The sequence below is a fragment of the Parvularcula oceani genome, from assembly GCF_000733125.1.
GTDB lineage: Bacteria > Pseudomonadota > Alphaproteobacteria > Caulobacterales > Parvularculaceae > Parvularcula > Parvularcula oceani.
The window spans coordinates 1-17,933 of sequence record NZ_JPHU01000018.1; the positions used below are offsets into that span (position 1 = coordinate 1).

The window sequence follows — 17,933 nt, forward strand, 5'->3', positions numbered from 1 at the left end:
CACGTCCGCGCCGGCACCGCCCACGAGGAAGTCGTTCCCGTCATCGCCGAACAGCGTTTCCGACGCCGCGCCGCCGATCAGGACGTCCGCAAAATCCGAACCGTTGACCTGCTCGATATTCGAATACCGGTCGCCGTTCGCGTCTCCCGCCGATCCCGTGCCCCGGCCAAGATCGACCCGCACGCCGCTGCCGGCATTGTAGAAGGACAGGATATCGAAGCCTGCGCCGCCATCGATCACGTCCGCGCCGGGGCCGCCTATGAGGAAGTCGTTCCCGTCATCGCCCATGAGGCTGTCATTGCCGGTGCCGCCATCCAGAGTATCGTTGCCGATACCGCCGGAGAGAGTGTCGTTCCCCCCTCCGCCGATGATCCGGTCATTACCCGCTCCGCCGCTCAGACTATCATCATTCGCCATTGCCGACTCCTAACTCCGTTTCCAACCTCGAACACCTGCACACAAAGCCAGGCCCACCTTGATCTAGGACACGCCCTCGGGGAACCGGGTAGCGGTCGCCAGCAATCCAGACGGCTATCACAGGCACTGAAAACCTTCAATGTATTCAGCCGAGCAGTGCCATTGCGGGGCGAGCCCCGCAGCGTGGCATCTAGCCAGCCGCTCGTTACCCCATGCTGTCTTCGAGGCGCTCCTTCATCAGGCGCCCAACCCGCCCGGCCGAGGCGAACTCGGCGAGATCTTTGCGGGCCTGCAGACCGAGGCGGCGGCGCAGGTTCGGCTCACGGACCAGTCGCACCATCTGCGATGATGCGGAGCGGACATCCGGCTCCGCCCACTGAGCACCGGGCAAAGCGTAGACGCCGTATGCGTCCATGACAGGACGAAGCGTGCATCCGACCAGAACCGAGTTGCACGCGCTCATGAAGTCGAGGTTTCCCGACCAGCCCGTTGCCAGGACCGCCCGCCCCGCCGCCATCGCTTCGGCCAAGGGCAGGCCGAAACCCTCGGAACGATGAAGGGATACCATGACGTCGCAGGACAGGATGAGACGCCAGCGGTCGCCCTCCGACAATGACTCATCCATGATCCGTATATTGGGCGCGCCACCTGCCGCACCGACGAGGCTCGCCCGCGCCTCGGGATCGGCAGCGAGACCACGGGTCTTGACGATCAGCAACTGCCTCTCGTCATCGCCGAAGGCTGCGGTAAAGGCGGAGATGACCGCCTCGGGATTTTTCCGGGCCAAGGATGATCGCGTATCTGCCATCGTCAGGAAGATCACGCTATCGGGAGGCAGCGCAAAGCGGGCGCGGTCTGGGGCTGTGCCGGGGGGAATGCGGACAGCGTGTGGAATGGTGTGAGGACGCCGGCCGCGCCCCCCCAGCGCAAGGGCCGCAGACGTGAAGTCGCTCACGGCCCAGACGTCGGACACGAATGGCAGCGCATGCTCCCACCCGCGGGGGAAGGCCGGCAGTTCCCAGGCCCAATATCCGACCGTGTACCACGACCGCTCCCGGCCCATTCCCAGATGATGCAGGGAGGGCAGCACTTCAGGCGCATTGACCTGCAGGATCAACGTCCCTCTCTCATTCGCAGGCATCGAATGCAGCGGTATCTCGCTGCGAAGATCCATCGGCGCGAAGAAGGGAGAGAGATCGACGGCGAGCGGAGAGAGGCCGGCCTCGGTCAGAGCGCGCCATGTCGAACGCGCCGCCTCCCCTATTCCGTTGGCGGTACTGAAGAGCCCTGCGACCACAAGCGGCGCGGAGGGCAGAGGAGGCGCAGCTGCGGCCGGACGCGCGAGAAAAAGGTGAGCATAGGCTTGCCAGAGCGCAGGTTCGCCATGGCGCCGAAGGCGCCGACGCCAGGGTTCCGGCAATGACCGCCATGTCCGCCGCACAACTGCTTTCACGCCATTTCTCATCGAAAACAGTTCAGAAGGCGGAGCCACAAGTCCCTCACGCGGAGGATCAGAGCTACGATGATTTGGGTGGATAGCAAGCGGGTTAGCGAGCGCGACATCACCCGAGGGCGTGCGACCCCTGGTGGACAGCGAGACAGCCTCGGCCGCCGGGAGGACCAACGATCGCACCCGCCCCAAAAGGCGCGGACAAGATTGCCATGAAAGCTTAGGCTGGTGCGGTCGAGACGCTCGGAACCCTAAAAATATATCTGTAATATCAGTTCTTTGCAGATTTACTTAACCATTTTGTATCACAAAATGTATCCAAATTGTATCACACCTATTGGACCCGTAGGTGAGGTGCACGAGCACGCACCCGCCATAAAAGTAACGGCCGGATACCGTTTTTGGCGAGGTGCTGAGCAGGCTGCTCAGCGCTGGCTCGGGGGGCCCGCATCGCTAATGAGATTATTCTCAGTCACATTAGCCACACGAGCGCCGTTTGGTCCCGGTGGATAGGAGGCTTGCCCGCTGCCACGCTTTGATCCTCGCGCCTAATTGCCGGCCCTGATAGGACCGACCGATGCTCGGCGGAAAGTTCACTCACCAAGGCGGCCACGTGATCTAGCATCTCCCGTGCGTAGGGCATCTCTATGTCAACGGCATAGTCAGATGCTGCCCTGTTCGAAATCGCGGACCGGAGGACGGGACCGCCGAGGGTCGGTTTGCCTCGTCCGACGTCTACTGCTGCCGAAATGATGCCGAGGCCAACCGAGAGCTTGTTGTTGTTGCGTGCCAGCATAGGCAGCACGGCTTCCTCCAGAGTGGCGTTATTGAAGGGGGCCAAGAGCTGCAGGAGCTCGCGGACGTCTCCTTCCCAAACGCCTGCGGAGAGGAAATCTCCCTCCTTCGAAAACGACGTCCAAAGGGTCTCTCCCAAAGCTTCCTTGCCGCTCGCGTAGCTCGGATGTTCCTCGAGGAGCGGTTTCACCTGATCCCAGACGGGTATCTGAAAATGAAAAGTGCTAATCGGTCCGAAGGTACCGAGCCAATGATTGCTCGGGAGGTACAAGCCAACCTCGGTTTCACCGGCGGTATAGTGATCCCAGAACCCAACAAAGATCCGCGATCTGAGATCCTTTGCCGCCGGTGCATCGACCGTCGGAATATCACAGCCGGCAATATCTGCGAGAGCCAGTCCGACCCGTTCGACGACATCGACACAGCGCCTGAAGGTCAACTCCGCATCCGGGTCGTGTTTTGAATCATTGTAGAGCCTACGAAGGTCATGAAGCGCATCGATGCTGGACGATCGTATACTAAGCTTCGAAAGCCGCTCGACTAAATCGTAGAGGTTCGTGCGCCGGTTGGCCATAGGAAAGACCACCGTCTTGAGAAAGTATTCAATCCTAGATGCAAAAGGTTCAACGATTGCGGCGAGCTCAGAACGGGCGAATGTCTGGTGGCCGAGTCGGGCCAGTGCGCTCAGGACCGACGCCGCATCCTTGACGATAAGGTCCCCACGTGACCCGACTTCATCGGCCATAATGCCGCTACTCTCCACCGCGATGCTGACTGGTCATAAGCTGTATCATGTCCATCAACACGCTTTGCGTTGCTGTTTCGCAATCACCAATCCGGCTCAGAAGGAGCGGCTTCGCTGTGCCAGCCCCTGACCTATCGATGCTGGAGAGCGTCACATGAATAAACGAACCGGATATGGATGCGGCTTCAACTCGGGCATGCGCTTGACGATCTGCGCAAGCCGTCCGGCATAGTTGAGAGTCACGGGCATGCCGTCATAGGGACCGTCATTATTCCAGTCCATTTTGGTCAGTCCCAGGGTATCGCGGCAGAGATCTTGAAAATCACCGCGTCCTGCGTGCCGAGTGATCAAGAGGGGTGACGGAATCCCCTTGCCCTCCTTGTAGAAGCCCCCTCCCCTCAGGGTCACCTCAGGGAGATCCCCGCGGCTCCAAAGCAAGGCTTCATGACTGCCGAGCGGCATAAGGGTACCGCGGGCAACGGGATACCCTGCGATTTTACCCTTCCGATCGACCCGATAACCGCGCCAACCTGTATCCTCTTGCACCTGAACCAGTTCGACGGCCTCGACAGATGAGAGGGCGTCGAGGCAACCATCGATCTCCTGATCGCGGAACTCCGTGTTTTTGTGGACCAGAACCCGCTTAGGCAGTCCACCATTATGCTTGCGTTGGTAGATGGTCAGACTGCGGGCAATGATCTTGAACATCTGCGCGTGGCTTAAATACGGGTTGTCGCCGTAGACACGCACATTGTCAGCTTCGTAGGCGATAAATTCGAGACCGGAGCCTTCCGCGTCGAACACCTGCGCGCAGGCGATGGCGAACTTCGGACCGTCATCGTTGGAGCGCCGCATCGCGTAGTCGATACCGATAAAGGCCGTATCTGGAGCAATCTCGTCGAGGACCCAGGGTACACCACCGGCTTTCGTATACAGAGCGATTGCGAGACGCCACATCACGCTGGCGCGACAATGGTAGTCGAGTGCTTTGTCGCTTCTGATCAGCTGCACGCTGATACCGAGGCTGGCACCGATCGCTTTGAGATAGTCATGTAGGTTGAAATCCTCCTCTACCCGTTCATAGAAGGCTGGTTCCCACACGGCATCGATACCGATGAAGACGACGTCAAAATCCATCCGCGTAGCATGGAGTTGCGTGATGGCGCGCTGAAGAGCGTCGGCGAGAACAACGTAAGGCTTCTCCGCTCGAAGGACATCCTCCGTCAGCCGGTCGGGAAGAACAATTTCGCTGGACGTTCCTGATGCAACTGGGTGGACGCCAAAGCCCCGCGACATACCAGGATAATCCGGCCGGTAGGCAGCCCCGTCGCGGGGCCGGATGGTCGTCTCAAAATCGGCGATCAGTCCCCGCATGCGGTCCATCATCGATTTCTGACCGATCATGGCGATCCGAATCTGATCGGGGACACCAGCGATCCACGTCTTGCTGTAGGGTCCATGCCGGATGAGACCTCGCAGCGGGTTGGTGTCTACGTTGCTATCGTCCGGCGATCCAAAGCGGAGCGACGGCTCTTTGAGCTTGAAATGAGCCGGCAGATCGAACGCTCTCAGACTGCTCATACGTCCCTCCCACTAAAGCCGCTCACCGTACTGATGGTAAAACTCGCACCGATCCCTTTGTCGAACGACCCGGCCGAAAGGGAGACGTCCCCGTCCGCCGAACCGAGAAGAATGGTTCGCCAGCTTTCGAGAAGACTGTTCGATGGGCCGTTGTAGCGGCGTGCCGTTCGTTCTCTAACAAATTCGTTGGCTTCGTTTCTCTGAGCCGCCGTGTTCTCCTCTCCCCATTCGAGATGTACCTTCGGCTCGAGAAGCAACCATAACCGCCCGCCCTTGAAATCGAGCCGAAGGCTGCAGGCCTCGTTCCAGTTGATACCGGTGCTCCCGACGACACCGGACACGGCGCGAGGATAGCCAAGCCCCACCAACCGATCGGACGGAACGACTCTGGGGTTGGCCAGAACCAGTGTTTCGCCCCGCCGGTAGGTCAGCGGCAGCCCCGAAGTCGCCGACAGGGCCGCAAACAAGGCGTCGCGGAGAAGTCGACGCTCACCCGTCTCCTTGGCGAGGCGCTTATCCAAAATGGGGTGTGTGCTCCAGTCTTCGATGTCTCGGCCCGAGAACGCTGCGCGGAGGTCGTTATCGTTGCCGAAGGCGATGACCCCGTCCCGGATACGCGTCGCGATCCCCGGTCGCCCTGAAGCCTCGAGCACTTCGCGGACCTCTCGCGCACCTCCGATCTTGCAGTCGATGAGCCTCGCCATTTGCGGGTAGGACGTGATCGGAAACGCATTGGTCCTGACGACCGGAAGCATTCTCCCGCGCTTTCCTTCCGGCATGGCGGCCCGCCGACCCTTACGGTCACGGCGAAATGCGTCGGCCAGACCCTCGAGGGCTGGTAAGAACGTCGCCAGCTCCGACATTGCCTCATCGAATCCCTGTGCCTCGACGAGGCGTGCGTCGACGTCGTTCTGGCGGGCATAATGCAGAAGCTCGGTCACCGGGCCGAACACCTCACCGTCACCCCTGGTGAACCAGTAGAGGCCTTGGCTTAGCCCCCCTGCGTCGATTGCCTCACGGAGAGCCTCCATCACCGAGGCGTCGCGACCGGAATAGCCGATCAACGCGAGGCCCCGGGTCCGGCAGGCATCGACCAGGGCGCGCCTCAACGTTCGGTCTTGCGATCTTAACTCTTCGGCTGTGTTCTTGAGGCGTCGGCTTTGAAAGTCGCCATGAAGCTTCCCGTAGACGGGCCAGTTGCTTTCCGAAATCGCGTCGAGAACCGTGGATGGATTGTTCAGATCGCCGTGCGACAGCCGACCCGTGGTCTTGAAACGCGCCGCCGCCGCATCCTCGACCAACCGGTCGAAATTCGTCGTCCACACGATGTCGCAGAGCGCCTTCTCCATCAGCGCCGCCAGCACCTTATGTCCATGGGTCGGGGTCGCCGACGACACCGCTTCGTCGATGTATCGTCGCCGGTCCCGTTCATCGTGATAGGCGGCCTCAAAATAAGCCGCGTACTCGCTCGGGTCATCGAGCACCGGATAGTTTCCCTGATCGTCGAAGTACCGCTGGATGATACGCCTCGTTCGTGGGTCGTTGTTGTCCGGCAACGCGGACTCGCGGACACCTTTCTGGGAACGGAAGATTGATCGCTTGAAATCCCAGATCATATCCCAGCCAGTCTTGATGCCCGCAGACCGGGATGCCCCTGCACCGAGAAGCCACATGATCGAGCGCCCACGCCGTTCGAACAGGCGTAGGAAGGATGGCAAGTCGAGCAGCAGTTCGTCCTCGCGGGCTCTTCCGTTCGCCTGCTGATCAGAAACGGATGTCATGTGTCCTCCAATCGGTCGCGAGCAGCTCCGGTACGCGGCTCGAGGTCTCGACCCATCGGCGTGCTGCTGGCGACATCCAAGTCAGGGTTTGGAGGAGACTGTCATAGTCTTTGTCGAGACGGCGACGGTGGATGGGCTCATGATGAGCGATCCGGTTGCGGAGCAGGCGCATATACTCAAAAGGTCTATGCGCCTTCTTCCGGTTCAGGCCCTGCCCTGCAGCCCCAGGAAAAGCGTGTCTGAGAGCAGGGCGCCATAGCGTCATCTCGTAGTTTGCTTTCCTATTTGGACTCGCGCGCCTGCCACCAGCGCCGAGCAGCGCCACCCAGAACCCGAACGACAGATTGGCCACCATGTGCGGGGGATCGACAGGGTGCCCCTGTCTCAGGAGCCCGCGCTTGGATTCATCGATGTTCACGTTGGCTCGGGTATCGAGGTCGCCGCTCAACGCGTCGTACCAAGTGACGCCGTATTGATCGCTCAGCGCGTTGTGGAGGCTGTTCCGGAGCGTCACCTCGACCGTCTGGAGCGGCCCGTAGAAGCCGGCGCTAACGGCAACGTTCCAACGGTACAGCTGCATCGCCATCTTTCGATCGCCGCCGCAGGCCGCCAGATAGGGTGCAAGGCGGTCGGTGGAGATCGCGGCTTGCAAAGCGTTTAGCTCTGCGGCTTCCCCCTGGTCGGTCTTGACTTGTCTGCCGTCTTTTGACATACATCTCTCGTACGTCCCGGACCCGCCTCTGCGAAAGCATGCGCCCGGGGCAAATTTTTTCTGGTCTAATTCAGTTAGTTCGTGGAAACGTTCTTTGGACGTCGGCGATGCGCCTTGCGAATCACCGCCTTGCGCGCCTCCCTTGCCTCCTCGTCCGCCTGACGGAACTCAGGAGCCAGCACCTTTAGTCGTTCTACCAAACCCGACAAATCGTACATGTTGCTGAGTTTGCCGCCATGGCCTGCGTGGTGGCGCTCGATCCGCTTCACCAGGCCAGCGTCTTCGAGTTCCGCGATGTAGCGCTGGATCTGCCGCGGCGAGATGCCCAAACGTTCCGACAACGTGTCTTTGCTCGGATAAGGCTTACGCGCCTCATCCCACCAGAAATCACAGAGCTGCAGCAGCACCGCGAGCTGAGTTGGATTTAATCCCAACCGTCCCTGCGCCCGAAGCAGGAGCGACGGCACGATGCAGAAGCCGATATCCATCACCGGCTTGCTCCACTTCCGCTCCGACGCGCGAGACGCCTTCGGCTTCGGAAAAGCGACAACATTGTCGTCTGTATCTGCGACCTTGACCGCAGGCTTATCTGTTTTGTCTTTCTCGGCCACGATCAAACACCCCTTGGCACTGAACTCAGCGGAGTATTCTCGTCCAGGCTAGAATATTCAAGGGCTACCCACTGGTCAGCTATGACACTGGGCCATGGTCATGCGTGACCTCAGCGCCCCGGTCGGAAGCGTCCGCTAAAGAAGCACTATTCACCTAGTATCCCTAGAAGCCTATAAACGAGTAGGCAGTAAGCCTAGTCAAGATTGACCAGGGGTTCAGGTCTGCCGCCCCGCTTCGCGGCCGGGCCCTCGTGAACGGAGCCATCCAGTCGTCTGCGCCGCCGGGCCATCTCCGCCGTTCGGCGTCAATCCCTGGGGTGGGCCGGGCTTCGCCCAGGTTCGGACGCGCCGCTCTCGCGGCGCGGCATCGGTTTGGCCTTTCCCTCGGCAGGTCGGGGGCCGGCACGCTCTGACCCGGTAACCGGGGGCCGGGTACCCCGCTACGGGGTGACTTCTCCACGCTAGTTCACAGACCGCTCTCTATGCAGAACTTCGTTGATTGCCTCTCTTGAGCCGCTCGAACAGGGCGATCGATTTCTGACATCCTCGACAACGCCCGCAGGCGGTCGGCGCGCGATGGCAAGAAAAGGTCCATCGCAGGAGATCGATCGGAGCTTGGGATCGACGAACCAGTTCCTCCGTCGTCATCTCTACCGCCGGAGCTGTAAGGCGAAAGCGGGGGATCTGTGTCCCCACCGTCTTTTCCATCGCGGCAAGGAAGGCGGGCCGGCCATCGGGATGAACACCGTCAGTCGAGACGGTCCCAATTAGAAGTTCCGTAATGCCCTCATCGTGAAGAGCCATCGCAGCGAGGGTGATCAAAAGTTGGTTCCGGAGTGGCCAGTGTTCGGGAGAGCGGTCAAGATGTTCAGACGGGTGACCGATCAGCTCCCCTGCCCCAAGATGGCCGAGGGGGGCCCTGATGACGCGATGGCGGAGAGAGAGTTTTCCGGCGAGAGCTGTCGCCGCCTGCACCTCGCCCTCCGCGGGCGCTTGACCGTAGTCCAAGGTTAGCAAGAGGTCCGGCCGATGACTGAATGCCAAGCAGGTGGACTCGACCCCGCCGGAGAACAGCAGCGTTCTCATCCCTTCCAAGCCGCCCACGCCGCGCGGTAGATGGCGCTCGCGAAGTCGTCGCTTATCGAGCAACCTCCTGATCCGAGCAGCATGGTCTGGTCGGCAGGCTTTGGGTTCTGCGAGAGCGCGATGACGGGGATGCCGCGCTCCACCGCCCAACCGATCTCAAACAGCGTACCCGGGTCACACCCGTCGAGGATGGCGAACACGGCAGCGGAGCCAGCCAGCCCATCGAGATCCTTCGCAACGACGTCCTTGATCCTGTCACGGTGCCGAGCGCTGTCCTCGTAGTCGCCGAGAAGACCGGCCTCATGATAGGGGGAAAAGTAGCGCGCCCCGAGGCCGTGCAGCGCCGTGCAGGCCTCCTCCACGAGCCAGAGCTCAGCCATCGTAAAGAAAGGCCCCGCGATGTAGACCGTCGCATCGAGGTTCTTCGCAACTGCCGGCTCCAGATTGGCCGTAGTCTCATCGAGGACAACGGAGGGCAAGCGTCGATCGCAATAGCGGGCGACGCAGCGCGAGGCGCGCGTCGGCGGCTTCAACGGGATCAAGACCCTCTAGCGCCCAGTGATAGGTAAAGGCGGCGCTGAAGACGTCTCCGGAACCGATCTTGTAGACGCGGTCCGTCCTGTAGGGGGGTACCGAACCCTTCAGCACGCCATCCATATAGACACGGCACCCTTGAGCGCCGCCCTTGACTAAAACGATCTCCGCTTTCTCTCTCTCGATGACCTTCCTGACGGCTTGCGCTTCCTCATCGCTCTCCCCGAGCGCCAGAACCTCCTTGTTGTTCAGGACGATCGCGAGGCGGTCAGCTTTGGAGCCGTTCGCCCGGAAAGACACCGGTTGGTTCGGGCTCTGGGGATCGAACACCACCTTCGCCCCGTTTACGACGGCGTCGCCTTCCATCAGACCGAAGCGCAGGATCGCGTCGCCCTCCACCCGGATGGCGTCCTGACGCGCGGGAGCCGCCGGTGAGAAGATCGGCGCTGAGAGCGGATGGAAGTACTCGAAGCGGATCAGGTCGGCTGAACTGTGCTGGTGATGCCGCACACCATCACCGCCGAGGCCGAAGCCGGCGGCGCCCTGAAGGTCTTCGGGGCAGTAGTAGTGCCAGTCGACCTCGATCCCCGCCATGGCAATGGCGATGGCGGCACGCCCGCCAGACCCGAAATGCTCGTCCTTCGGCGGCGACACACAGACTTCGCGGTAGTATCCGCCGACAACGATCATCGTTAGATCCGTTCGACGACGATGGTGATCTTCGAACCCGTGACCGTAATCACTTCGGCCTCGAAGCCTTCTCCGCTCTGAAGACAGCTCGCCAAAGTGCCGATCGCGCTGGCACCCGTCACGGTGCCAGCGACTTGACCGGAAGTGGCGGTAAGGGCTGCGATACTGGTCGGGTTGGCGGGAGGATGAAGCTGGATCGAGAGGCGATCACCGACGGCCAGCTGGTCGGCCACGCCCGCCACGGGGGCGAAAAGTTCCGTTCGGAAGCGCAAGTCGCAGGGATCGTTGCCAGATCCTCCTGTCGATGCTCCGCCGCCCGATGATGGCGACCACCCGCCGCTCGAACCGCTTCCTCCCATCTCGCCTCCCCATCGCCCGCGCGTCGTCCCGCAGGCTCCGATCAGTGAACCCTTTTTCGGGCCAGAAACCCCGAGCCGAAGGTCCGCATGTCCAGCCACATGACGCTGTCGAGCGCGGCGGCGCGGACCTGCAAGCTCTCGGCGAAGCTAAGGAAATCACGCTCCAAAGCCAAGTAGTCTCTCGGCAATTGGCAATCGGCGGGAAAGAGGCGGATATGCCGTCCCGCCCGCAGCACATGAATGTCGAGGATGGCGATGTCATCCGCATCGAGCCAGTTCCTAGTAATCCAGCTCGCGGTCTTAGGCCCTACCCCCTCCAGCCCCTGAAGCTTGTCTCGGAACGCACGCGGCGAGGCGGCGTCGAGATCCATGCCCTTCAACGCCCTCATGGCTCGCGCCAGGCGCCGCGCCCGCTGTCGAGGGAAGCGATAGCGGTGCGGACGGCCCGAGACGGGAGCCGGCGCGTCCAAGAGCGCGAAGATGCGCTCTTCGCGCGCTGCATCTATCGTCTCAAACACGCCCTCGTTCCTTAGCCGGTCGAAAAACGCCGTCGCGACCTCGAAGGTTACCCCGTACCCGCCGAGGAGGCAGAACCCGACTTCCTCCGCAAGCGAACCGTGACGGTTGACGAAATCGATCAAGGATACATCGGCAGTAGCGCAGCGCATTGCCCAGTAGGCCGGGCTGAGCAGCTCGTCTTCTCGCCCGAAGCGGACACCTGGCAACACCTCGTCCTTCGGCCAGCGCGGCGCGAACATCTCGGTCTGTCGGACTGTCTGAAGCGCCGTCGAAGACATAGGTATCGCCTTTCCAAAAAGCATAATATATGCATTTGCTATGCAGGCAAGCGAATGGACGCAAGGGAACTTCGCCGAGCGGCTTCGTCAGGCTCGTTGGCGTGACGGCCTAAGCCAGACGGAACTCGCCAAGCGCTTGCAAACGACGCAGTCAAATCTCTCTCGAGCCGAACGCGGCGTCGTACCAAGGGAGGCGCTACGGCAACGGCTGGCCGCCTATGTCGAGAGCGCGTCTCTCCAAGCGCGTTCTCGTGAGGAAGTTCTGACGAGAGTGGCCGACTCTCCGGAACTCAGATCGTTGATCACCCGCATCATGCACGAGCTCAACGCATAACATATGCATTTCTGATCGGATGATCGCCTCTCTACGGGTCAGGGAGCGTGCGCCGCCGACTGCGTCCGCGCTAGGGCGACAATCGTCACTCTCGCGCGCGTCCTTCGGACCGGGCCCTAGTCGCTTGGGCGACCGGAGCCCGGCTCTGCCGGTCTCCGCCAGGCGGTGACGGTCCCTCGCGCGGGCCGGGCTCCGCCCGGGTTCGGACGCGCCGCTGTCGCGGCGCGGCTCTGTTAGGGCCTTTCCCTCGGCAGGTCGGGGCCGGCACGCTCTGACCCGGTAACCGCGGCCCGACGGCCCGCAACCCGTTTCGGACCCAAGTCGTCTGAGCGCGTCTTCGTTCCCCTACGAAACGGGACGCCCGTCTCAGCTCGTCTTCGCGCCTCTCCGTTCGTCCTTGCACGCCGTCTTCCTGGCCCCGGTCCCCGGCGCGTGTCCGTCCCCCGCCCTGCGGGGGAAAGGATGCGAGCGGAGAGGAGCGAGGACGATGCTGACCCAGCATGGAGAGATCAGGACAGGTGGCGAGGACGCTTCCGCCCTTCGGGCGGGGGGCGGTGCGCGTGAGGTAGCCAGCGGTGGCGAGGGCGGCGGACGCCGGAGGCCGAAGCCCGGACGCCGTAAGCGCAAGCCGGGCGGAAGGGCAAGGACCGCCGCGAAGCGGGTCGACCTCTACCAGGAGGTGACCGACACGATCATCGCTCAGCTTGAAGAAGGCCGCCTGCCTTGGGTGCAGCCTTGGGGGAAGGTCCCAGGCGGCACCGGCGCGCCGGGCGTGGCCCTGCCCGAGAACGCGGCCACGGGCCGGGCCTATTCCGGGATCAACGTGCTTTTGCTGTGGGGCGCGGCCTTCGAGCGGGGCTTCCCCTGCCAGCGCTTCCTCACCTTCAAGCAGGCGCTGTCGCTCGGCGGCTGCGTCCGCAAGGGCGAACGCGGCACGCACGTGGTCTATGCCGACCGCTTCACGCCGAAGGACGGTGGGAACGAGAACGCGACGGGCGGCGGCGGCGATGACGAGGACCGCGAGGTCTGGTTCCTCAAGCGCTACACCGTCTTCAACCTCTCGCAGATCGGCGGCCTGCCCGACGAGGTGACGGCGTCGGCCCCGCCCCTGCCCGAGCGCGAGATCGTGCCGCGCGCCGAGGCGCTGATCGCGGCGACCAAGGCCGACTTCCGCATCGGCGGAGACCGGGCCTACTACGCGCCCGGTCCGGACGTCATCCAGGTGCCGCCCCAACCGGCCTTCCGGGAGCAGATCAACTACTACCGCACCTGCTTCCATGAGCTCAGCCACTGGACGGGCCACGGCTCGCGGCTGACGCGGAACCTCACCACCGGTTTCGGCACCAAGGACTACGCCCGCGAGGAGCTTGTCGCGGAGATGTCCGCCGCTTTCTTGTGCGCCCGTCTCGGCATCGTGCCGACCGTGCGGCACGCGGACTACATCGGCTCTTGGCTCGAGGTCCTGCGCGAGGACAAGCGCGCCATCTTCAAGGCCGCGAGCCTCGCCTCCAAGGCGGCGGACTTCGTCCTGGCCTTCGAGGACGAGCGCGACGGGGAGGCCTCGGCATGACCTTCTACACCGTGCAGTGCGGCTATGCGGGCTACTACGCGCAAGTCCTCAGCGTCGAGGTGGACAGCCCCGAGGAGGCCTGCGAGCTCGCGAACGACCGCGACGGCTGGCGTAGCCTCGACCACTGCGGCGACACCTATGTGGATGCCCTCGCAGAAGGCGACGGCTCTGACCCGTGGGGCTCGGCTAGCCTGCCCGTGCTGCTTGGTTACAGCGAGGAAGGCCCCGGCGCGCGCGTCGTCATCCGCGTCGAGGGCGGGACGGTGCAGGCGGTGAACGCGTCGGGCGGGCGAGTCCTCGTCATCGTCGATGACCGCGACGACGGCGAGACCCACGAGCACGCCTTCCCCGAAGGCGGTGCGTCGTGACCGGCAAGGTGGGTGCGCCGCTCGGTCGGCCGAGCCGCGAGGGTCCGGCTGACATACGCTGGCGCTTCTCCCTCACGCGCGTGCCGATCGATCGTGGCGGCTACGACCGGACGGGCACCTACTGGGGGATCGGCGCACCGCTCTACCGCTACGAGGCGTTGGAGCCGGGCAGCGAGGATGCAGCGCCCGAGGGCTACTTCCGCGCGGCGAGGCGCGAGGCCGCCAAGGCCGAGCTTCGCTCCCGCTACCCGCTCGCGCGGTTCTTCCGATGAGCCGCGCGAGCGAGACCACCGAAGCGGGCGAGCAGCGGCTCGTCACCGGCGTCAGGCCCATCACCCTACGCGACCGCCTCGACTGGCAGGCGGCGCAGCCCCTGCGTCCGAAGCGGAACCCCGATTGCCAGCAGCGCGCTTGCGACCTTGGACTCTTCGACGAGGTCGGCCGCGCGCAGATCGACCTGTTGCGGACGGATCGGGAGCCCGAGCCGTAGCCCGCAAACGAGATACCGGACGGCGCGCTCGAGACGGGGCGCGGTGCCTCGCCGTCCGGTCCTCCCTCCCGAGGCACCGCGCCCGCTCTCGCAGCGCACGGAAGAAGGAGACCCCCCATGTGCGACTTCACCACCCACCCGCTCAGATCCCTCGTCATCGCCGAGGAGAACGCCCGCGCGGAGGCCGAGCCCGATCAGGGTATCGATCAGCTCGCCGCCCTCATCGAGTATGAGGGCCTGCAGCAGCCCCTCTGCGGCTACCGGAAAGGCAAGACGCAAGTCGCTGTCTACGACGGACGCCGCCGCCTTCTGGCGCTCAAGCAGCTCGCGAAGGAAGACCGGCTTCCGAAGGGCTGCCGCGACGGCATCCCCGTCCGGCTCGGCACCAAGGACCAAGCCCGGCAGGCCTCCCTGTCGGCGGGCCTGACCCATCGCGGCTTCCACCCCGCCGAGGAGTACCGCCAGTTCGCGAGGCTGTTGGAGGACGGGAAGACCGTCCCTGAGATCGCGAAGACCTACTCGGTCTCAGAGCGCGAGGTGGAGAAGCGCTTGAAGCTGGCCCGGCTCGCGCCGCCGGTCTTCGAGGCCTTCGCGCGGGACGCCATCACCCAGGAGCAGGCGCAAGCCTTCGCGCTGACCGACGATCACGACCGGCAGCTGGCCGTCCTGGAGCCGCACGGCTTCGAGATCAGCGCCTTCGCCATCCGGCGAGCGCTGACCGAGGGCGAGGTCCCCGCCACGGACAAGCGTGCCCGCTTCGTCGGCACCGACGCCTATGAGGCGGCGGGCGGCAAGGTCCGGCGCGACCTCTTCGGCGAGGCGGGCGACAGCTTCGCGGACGAGGCGCTGCTCACCCGGCTCGCCGAGCAGAAGCTTGAGGCGATGGCCGAAGAGGTCCGCGCCGAGGGCTGGTCCTGGGTCCTGGCCATGGCGGAGTTCGACCACGCGCTGCACCAGACCTGCTTCCGGGTGCATCCCGAACGCCGCGAGCCCGAGGGCGAGGCGAAGGCCGAGCGCGAGAGGCTGACAGATCGCCTGACCGCCCTGATGGGTGAGGACGAGGGGGACCCGGACGACCTGACCGAGGCGCAGTGGGAAGAGGTCGAGACCATCGAGGCCCGGATCGATGCCATCGACGCGGCACATAAGGCCTTCACCGACGCGAACAAGGCACGAGGTGGCGCGGTGGTCTACCTCAAACACAACGGCGAAGCCGAGGTGATGCGCGGCCTCGTCCGCCGCGAGGAGAGACCGGAGGCGAAACCCGAGAAGCCGTCCGTGCCACATTCGGCGCACCGGCGCTGCACCGAGATCGCGACGCAGGCCTTGGCTCGCGAGCTGGCCGCGAACCCTGCCGAGGCGGACATCCTCCTGACGGCGGCGCTGGCGCAGAGTCTCTACGGTGCAGGCACCCCGGCAGGGATCGCGCTGACGCTGGCAGGGCTTACCCCGTCCGAGAAGGCGGAGCTGCCCGTGAACCACGACCTCGCCGCGCGGCAGGAGCACTTCGCCGAGCGGGTCGGCGTCGACTTCGCCGAGACCGTCGCTAGCGTGGCCGCGCTCGGCGAGGAGGAGCGGCGCGATCTGCGGGCCCTGGCGCTCGCTGCCGTCCTCGACGTCTCGGAGAACCGCAGCGACGCGCCGGACCACCGGGCGCGCGAGACGGCGGGCCTGATCGCCGAGCGGATCGGCGCGGACCTGCGCCGCCACTGGACGCCGGACGAGGCCTACTTCGCCAAGCTCAGCCGCCCCGCCCTCGCCGAGGTGCTGCGCGAGATGGGCAGCCGGGAGAGCGGGCTCGAGAGCGTCAAGAAGGCCGACCTCGTGCCGATGGCGGTCCGTCGGGCGAAGGCGTCCGGCTGGCTGCCCGAGAGCGTCGCCTTCGCGCAGGGACCGGCACCCGAAGCGGAAGCCGACGCCCTCGCGGCGTGAGGCGCACAGATGGGATAGCGGTCCCTCTCCCTTGCGGTCGGCGGCGCACCCTGCCTCGCGTGTCGCCGACCGTCCCTCGCCGGTGGTCCGTGTACGTTGAGACATGGACCGCCCTTCGAGCAGGCGCGGTGCTCTGCCCCTTCGTCCTGCTATGGCGGTGACGATGGGTCCTCCTGACCGGCTGACGGTTCGGTCCGCGCCCCGCAGGACCGAGCCCACTCCGGCGCGGCGAAGGTCAGCGAGGGCGTGCTCGCCTTTTCGTTCGGTCCTGTCCCTACTCTGCCCCTGCGCCGATCGGTCCGCGCACCACGACGCGGGCGCGGGGCTGGCGGATCGTCTCACCCCGGTCGGCGGAACGCCGACGCCATGATAGCCGACGGCCGGTGTCCTGAGCAGGCGACGTTCGCCGTCCCACTTCCTCCGGTGCCGTGGCTGCCGAAGAGCTGCCATGGCGTTTCCTCCCCTCCTCCGCCTCCAGCGGCGCTGACCCGTCCCTGCCGTCTGGTCCGGGAAGCCTGGGCTGCGCGGGGCCCCGCGCGAAACCGCCACTTGGCTGGATGATTTCCCCTGGGCTTCGCCCATTCCTCGCGAGGCAAATCATCCGCCTGCGGCGGTCCTCCACATGCGTTGCGGCCCTTCGGGTTCGCGGCGGCGCCCTCGGCAGCCCTTGAGGCTCCCTGCCGGCAGGGAACGGGTCCCGCCGGAGACAACTAGGAGAAACCACCATGGCAGCCATCGGCTACGTCACCCACAACCCCGAGCGGGACACCTACAAGGGCTCGCTCAAGACCCTCTCCATCGCCTGCGGCATCGAGCTGGTCCCCAACCGGGAGAAGACCGAGGAGCGCCAGCCCGACTACCGCGTCTTCACCGACGAGCGCACCGAGATCGGGGCGGGCTGGAACAGGACAGGCAAGAACTCCGGCAAGGACTACGTCTCGCTGACCTTCGCCGCGCCGGAACTCGGCCCCCGCAAGCTCTACGCGAATTTGGGCCCCGCCGCCGGTCAGGACGACCCGGACGCTTACGCCATCATCTGGAACCCCGAAGGCTGAGCGCCGCGCCCGCTCCCAAGGGGCGGGCGCCCTCCCCTTCCCGCTGAGGATCACTATCATGGAACTCATCACCCAAGACCACCGCACGCAGATGACCGCCAACTTTGCCGACGAGAGGAAGGACCACCTGCCCGTCGTCAAGCTCTTCTGCCCCTGGGGCGCCGCCACCTGGCTCCTCACCGGACTTTGCGAAGAGGGCGCGCTCGGCTTCGGCCTTTGCGACCTCGGGCTCGGCTTCCCCGAACTCGGCTATGTCGCGCTGTCCGAGCTTCGCGCGATCAAGGGCCCCTTCGGTCTCGGCATCGAGCGGGACCTTTTCTTCGAGCCGTTCGGGAGCCTCGAGGTCTACACCGAGGCCGCGCGCACCGCTGAGACCATCACCGAGGACGAGGCCACGCTGCGGCAAGCCTTCGCAGGTCTCGAAGCCCGCGCCCGCCGCGAGGGCAAAGCGCTGAAAGCGTTCCTCGCGACGTAAAAACCAACCGGTCGCGCCGCCCCTCGTGGGCGGCGCGACCGCTGCTTCGAACGCAGCTGGCTACTAGCGATCCTCACCGAACTCATTCTTTCCGCCTCGCGGACGGAACGGCAGCAATGTGCCCGCAAACGATCTTTGGTTGCTCGCTTCC

19 protein-coding genes and 1 pseudogene are annotated in these 17,933 nt (G+C 64.3%); 8 read left to right on the plus strand and 12 right to left on the minus strand.

Annotation, left to right across the window (positions count from 1 at the left end):
• The 12 genes from IE88_RS0114885 to IE88_RS0114935 all read right to left on the minus strand — a co-directional run.
• On the minus strand, positions 1-417 hold a 417-nt coding region (locus IE88_RS0114885), incomplete at its 3' end, for a calcium-binding protein (protein ID WP_031556050.1).
• 205 nt (positions 418-622) lie between these two features.
• Positions 623-1,534, minus strand: a complete 912-nt coding sequence (locus IE88_RS0114890) for a glycosyltransferase family 4 protein (protein WP_162178364.1) — start codon at positions 1,532-1,534, stop codon at positions 623-625.
• 805 nt (positions 1,535-2,339) lie between these two features.
• Positions 2,340-3,407, minus strand: coding sequence for a hypothetical protein (locus IE88_RS0114895; protein ID WP_031556056.1), 1,068 nt, complete (start codon positions 3,405-3,407; stop codon positions 2,340-2,342).
• Between the two features lie 150 nt (positions 3,408-3,557).
• The gene (locus IE88_RS0114900) at positions 3,558-4,988 is read right to left on the minus strand and encodes an argonaute/piwi family protein (RefSeq protein WP_031556059.1); all 1,431 of its coding nucleotides are present in this window, start codon (positions 4,986-4,988) and stop codon (positions 3,558-3,560) included.
• Positions 4,985-6,769 (minus strand): SIR2 family NAD-dependent protein deacylase, encoded by a 1,785-nt coding sequence (locus IE88_RS0114905; protein WP_051882337.1) that lies wholly within the window; start codon positions 6,767-6,769, stop codon positions 4,985-4,987. Before IE88_RS0114905 ends, IE88_RS0114900 begins: the two co-directional genes overlap by 4 nt.
• A complete protein-coding gene (locus IE88_RS0114910) occupies positions 6,753-7,481 on the minus strand; it encodes a hypothetical protein (protein WP_031556064.1) in 729 nt (242 codons plus the stop codon). The genes IE88_RS0114905 and IE88_RS0114910 overlap by 17 nt, the downstream gene beginning before the upstream one ends.
• 74 nt (positions 7,482-7,555) lie before the next feature.
• A complete protein-coding gene (locus IE88_RS0114915) occupies positions 7,556-8,092 on the minus strand; it encodes a helix-turn-helix domain-containing protein (protein ID WP_051882346.1) in 537 nt (178 codons plus the stop codon).
• 480 nt (positions 8,093-8,572) lie between these two features.
• Complete coding sequence (locus tag IE88_RS18985) at positions 8,573-9,178, minus strand: 7-cyano-7-deazaguanine synthase (protein WP_081871719.1); 606 nt, start codon at positions 9,176-9,178, stop codon at positions 8,573-8,575.
• A complete protein-coding gene (locus tag IE88_RS17605) occupies positions 9,175-9,657 on the minus strand; it encodes a nucleoside 2-deoxyribosyltransferase (RefSeq protein WP_051882338.1) in 483 nt (160 codons plus the stop codon). Before IE88_RS17605 ends, IE88_RS18985 begins: the two co-directional genes overlap by 4 nt.
• A complete protein-coding gene (locus tag IE88_RS17610; RefSeq protein ID WP_051882339.1) occupies positions 9,635-10,402 on the minus strand; it encodes a carbohydrate kinase family protein in 768 nt (255 codons plus the stop codon). Before IE88_RS17610 ends, IE88_RS17605 begins: the two co-directional genes overlap by 23 nt.
• Before the next feature lie 2 nt (positions 10,403-10,404).
• Positions 10,405-10,635 (minus strand): hypothetical protein, encoded by a 231-nt coding sequence (locus IE88_RS0114930; protein ID WP_156032643.1) that lies wholly within the window; start codon positions 10,633-10,635, stop codon positions 10,405-10,407.
• Positions 10,636-10,802: 167 nt separating this feature from the next.
• Entirely contained in the window at positions 10,803-11,558 is a 756-nt protein-coding gene (locus IE88_RS0114935) for an 8-oxoguanine DNA glycosylase (RefSeq protein ID WP_031556071.1), read from the minus strand.
• Between the two features lie 40 nt (positions 11,559-11,598).
• Between IE88_RS0114935 and IE88_RS18990 the strand changes: the two genes are divergently transcribed.
• The 8 genes and pseudogenes from IE88_RS18990 (at position 11,599) to IE88_RS0114975 (ending at position 17,782) form a co-directional block, all read left to right on the plus strand.
• Entirely contained in the window at positions 11,599-11,892 is a 294-nt protein-coding gene (locus tag IE88_RS18990; RefSeq protein WP_031556073.1) for a helix-turn-helix domain-containing protein, read from the plus strand.
• Between the two features lie 610 nt (positions 11,893-12,502).
• Positions 12,503-13,462: pseudogene (locus tag IE88_RS0114945) on the plus strand (ArdC family protein); the annotation flags it as partial.
• Positions 13,459-13,830 (plus strand): hypothetical protein, encoded by a 372-nt coding sequence (locus IE88_RS0114950; protein WP_031556079.1) that lies wholly within the window; start codon positions 13,459-13,461, stop codon positions 13,828-13,830. The pseudogene IE88_RS0114945 and the gene IE88_RS0114950, both read left to right, overlap by 4 nt.
• A complete protein-coding gene (locus IE88_RS16800) occupies positions 13,827-14,102 on the plus strand; it encodes a hypothetical protein (RefSeq protein WP_031556082.1) in 276 nt (91 codons plus the stop codon). The genes IE88_RS0114950 and IE88_RS16800 overlap by 4 nt, the downstream gene beginning before the upstream one ends.
• Positions 14,099-14,320, plus strand: coding sequence for a hypothetical protein (locus IE88_RS0114960; RefSeq protein WP_031556085.1), 222 nt, complete (start codon positions 14,099-14,101; stop codon positions 14,318-14,320). Before IE88_RS16800 ends, IE88_RS0114960 begins: the two co-directional genes overlap by 4 nt.
• Before the next feature lie 117 nt (positions 14,321-14,437).
• A complete protein-coding gene (locus IE88_RS0114965) occupies positions 14,438-16,252 on the plus strand; it encodes a ParB/RepB/Spo0J family partition protein (RefSeq protein WP_031556088.1) in 1,815 nt (604 codons plus the stop codon).
• 725 nt (positions 16,253-16,977) lie between these two features.
• On the plus strand, positions 16,978-17,307 hold the full coding sequence (locus tag IE88_RS0114970) for a DUF736 domain-containing protein (RefSeq protein WP_031556091.1): 330 nt from the start codon (positions 16,978-16,980) through the stop codon (positions 17,305-17,307).
• 58 nt (positions 17,308-17,365) lie between these two features.
• Positions 17,366-17,782, plus strand: a complete 417-nt coding sequence (locus IE88_RS0114975; protein WP_051882341.1) for a DUF2958 domain-containing protein — start codon at positions 17,366-17,368, stop codon at positions 17,780-17,782.
• The last annotated feature ends 151 nt before the right edge of the window (positions 17,783-17,933 follow it).

Coding starts and splice junctions, on each gene's coding strand:
- IE88_RS0114895 (WP_031556056.1), bottom strand. CDS start 3,407: ATGGCCGATGAAGTCGGGTCACGTGGGGACCTTATCGTCAAGGATGCG.
- IE88_RS0114900 (WP_031556059.1), bottom strand. CDS start 4,988: ATGAGCAGTCTGAGAGCGTTCGATCTGCCGGCTCATTTCAAGCTCAAA.
- IE88_RS0114905 (WP_051882337.1), bottom strand. CDS start 6,769: ATGACATCCGTTTCTGATCAGCAGGCGAACGGAAGAGCCCGCGAGGAC.
- IE88_RS0114910 (WP_031556064.1), bottom strand. CDS start 7,481: ATGTCAAAAGACGGCAGACAAGTCAAGACCGACCAGGGGGAAGCCGCA.
- IE88_RS18985 (WP_081871719.1), bottom strand. CDS start 9,178: ATGAGAACGCTGCTGTTCTCCGGCGGGGTCGAGTCCACCTGCTTGGCA.
- IE88_RS17610 (WP_051882339.1), bottom strand. CDS start 10,402: ATGATCGTTGTCGGCGGATACTACCGCGAAGTCTGTGTGTCGCCGCCG.
- IE88_RS0114935 (WP_031556071.1), bottom strand. CDS start 11,558: ATGTCTTCGACGGCGCTTCAGACAGTCCGACAGACCGAGATGTTCGCG.
- IE88_RS18990 (WP_031556073.1), top strand. CDS start 11,599: ATGCAGGCAAGCGAATGGACGCAAGGGAACTTCGCCGAGCGGCTTCGT.
- IE88_RS0114950 (WP_031556079.1), top strand. CDS start 13,459: ATGACCTTCTACACCGTGCAGTGCGGCTATGCGGGCTACTACGCGCAA.
- IE88_RS0114960 (WP_031556085.1), top strand. CDS start 14,099: ATGAGCCGCGCGAGCGAGACCACCGAAGCGGGCGAGCAGCGGCTCGTC.
- IE88_RS0114965 (WP_031556088.1), top strand. CDS start 14,438: ATGTGCGACTTCACCACCCACCCGCTCAGATCCCTCGTCATCGCCGAG.
- IE88_RS0114970 (WP_031556091.1), top strand. CDS start 16,978: ATGGCAGCCATCGGCTACGTCACCCACAACCCCGAGCGGGACACCTAC.
- IE88_RS0114975 (WP_051882341.1), top strand. CDS start 17,366: ATGGAACTCATCACCCAAGACCACCGCACGCAGATGACCGCCAACTTT.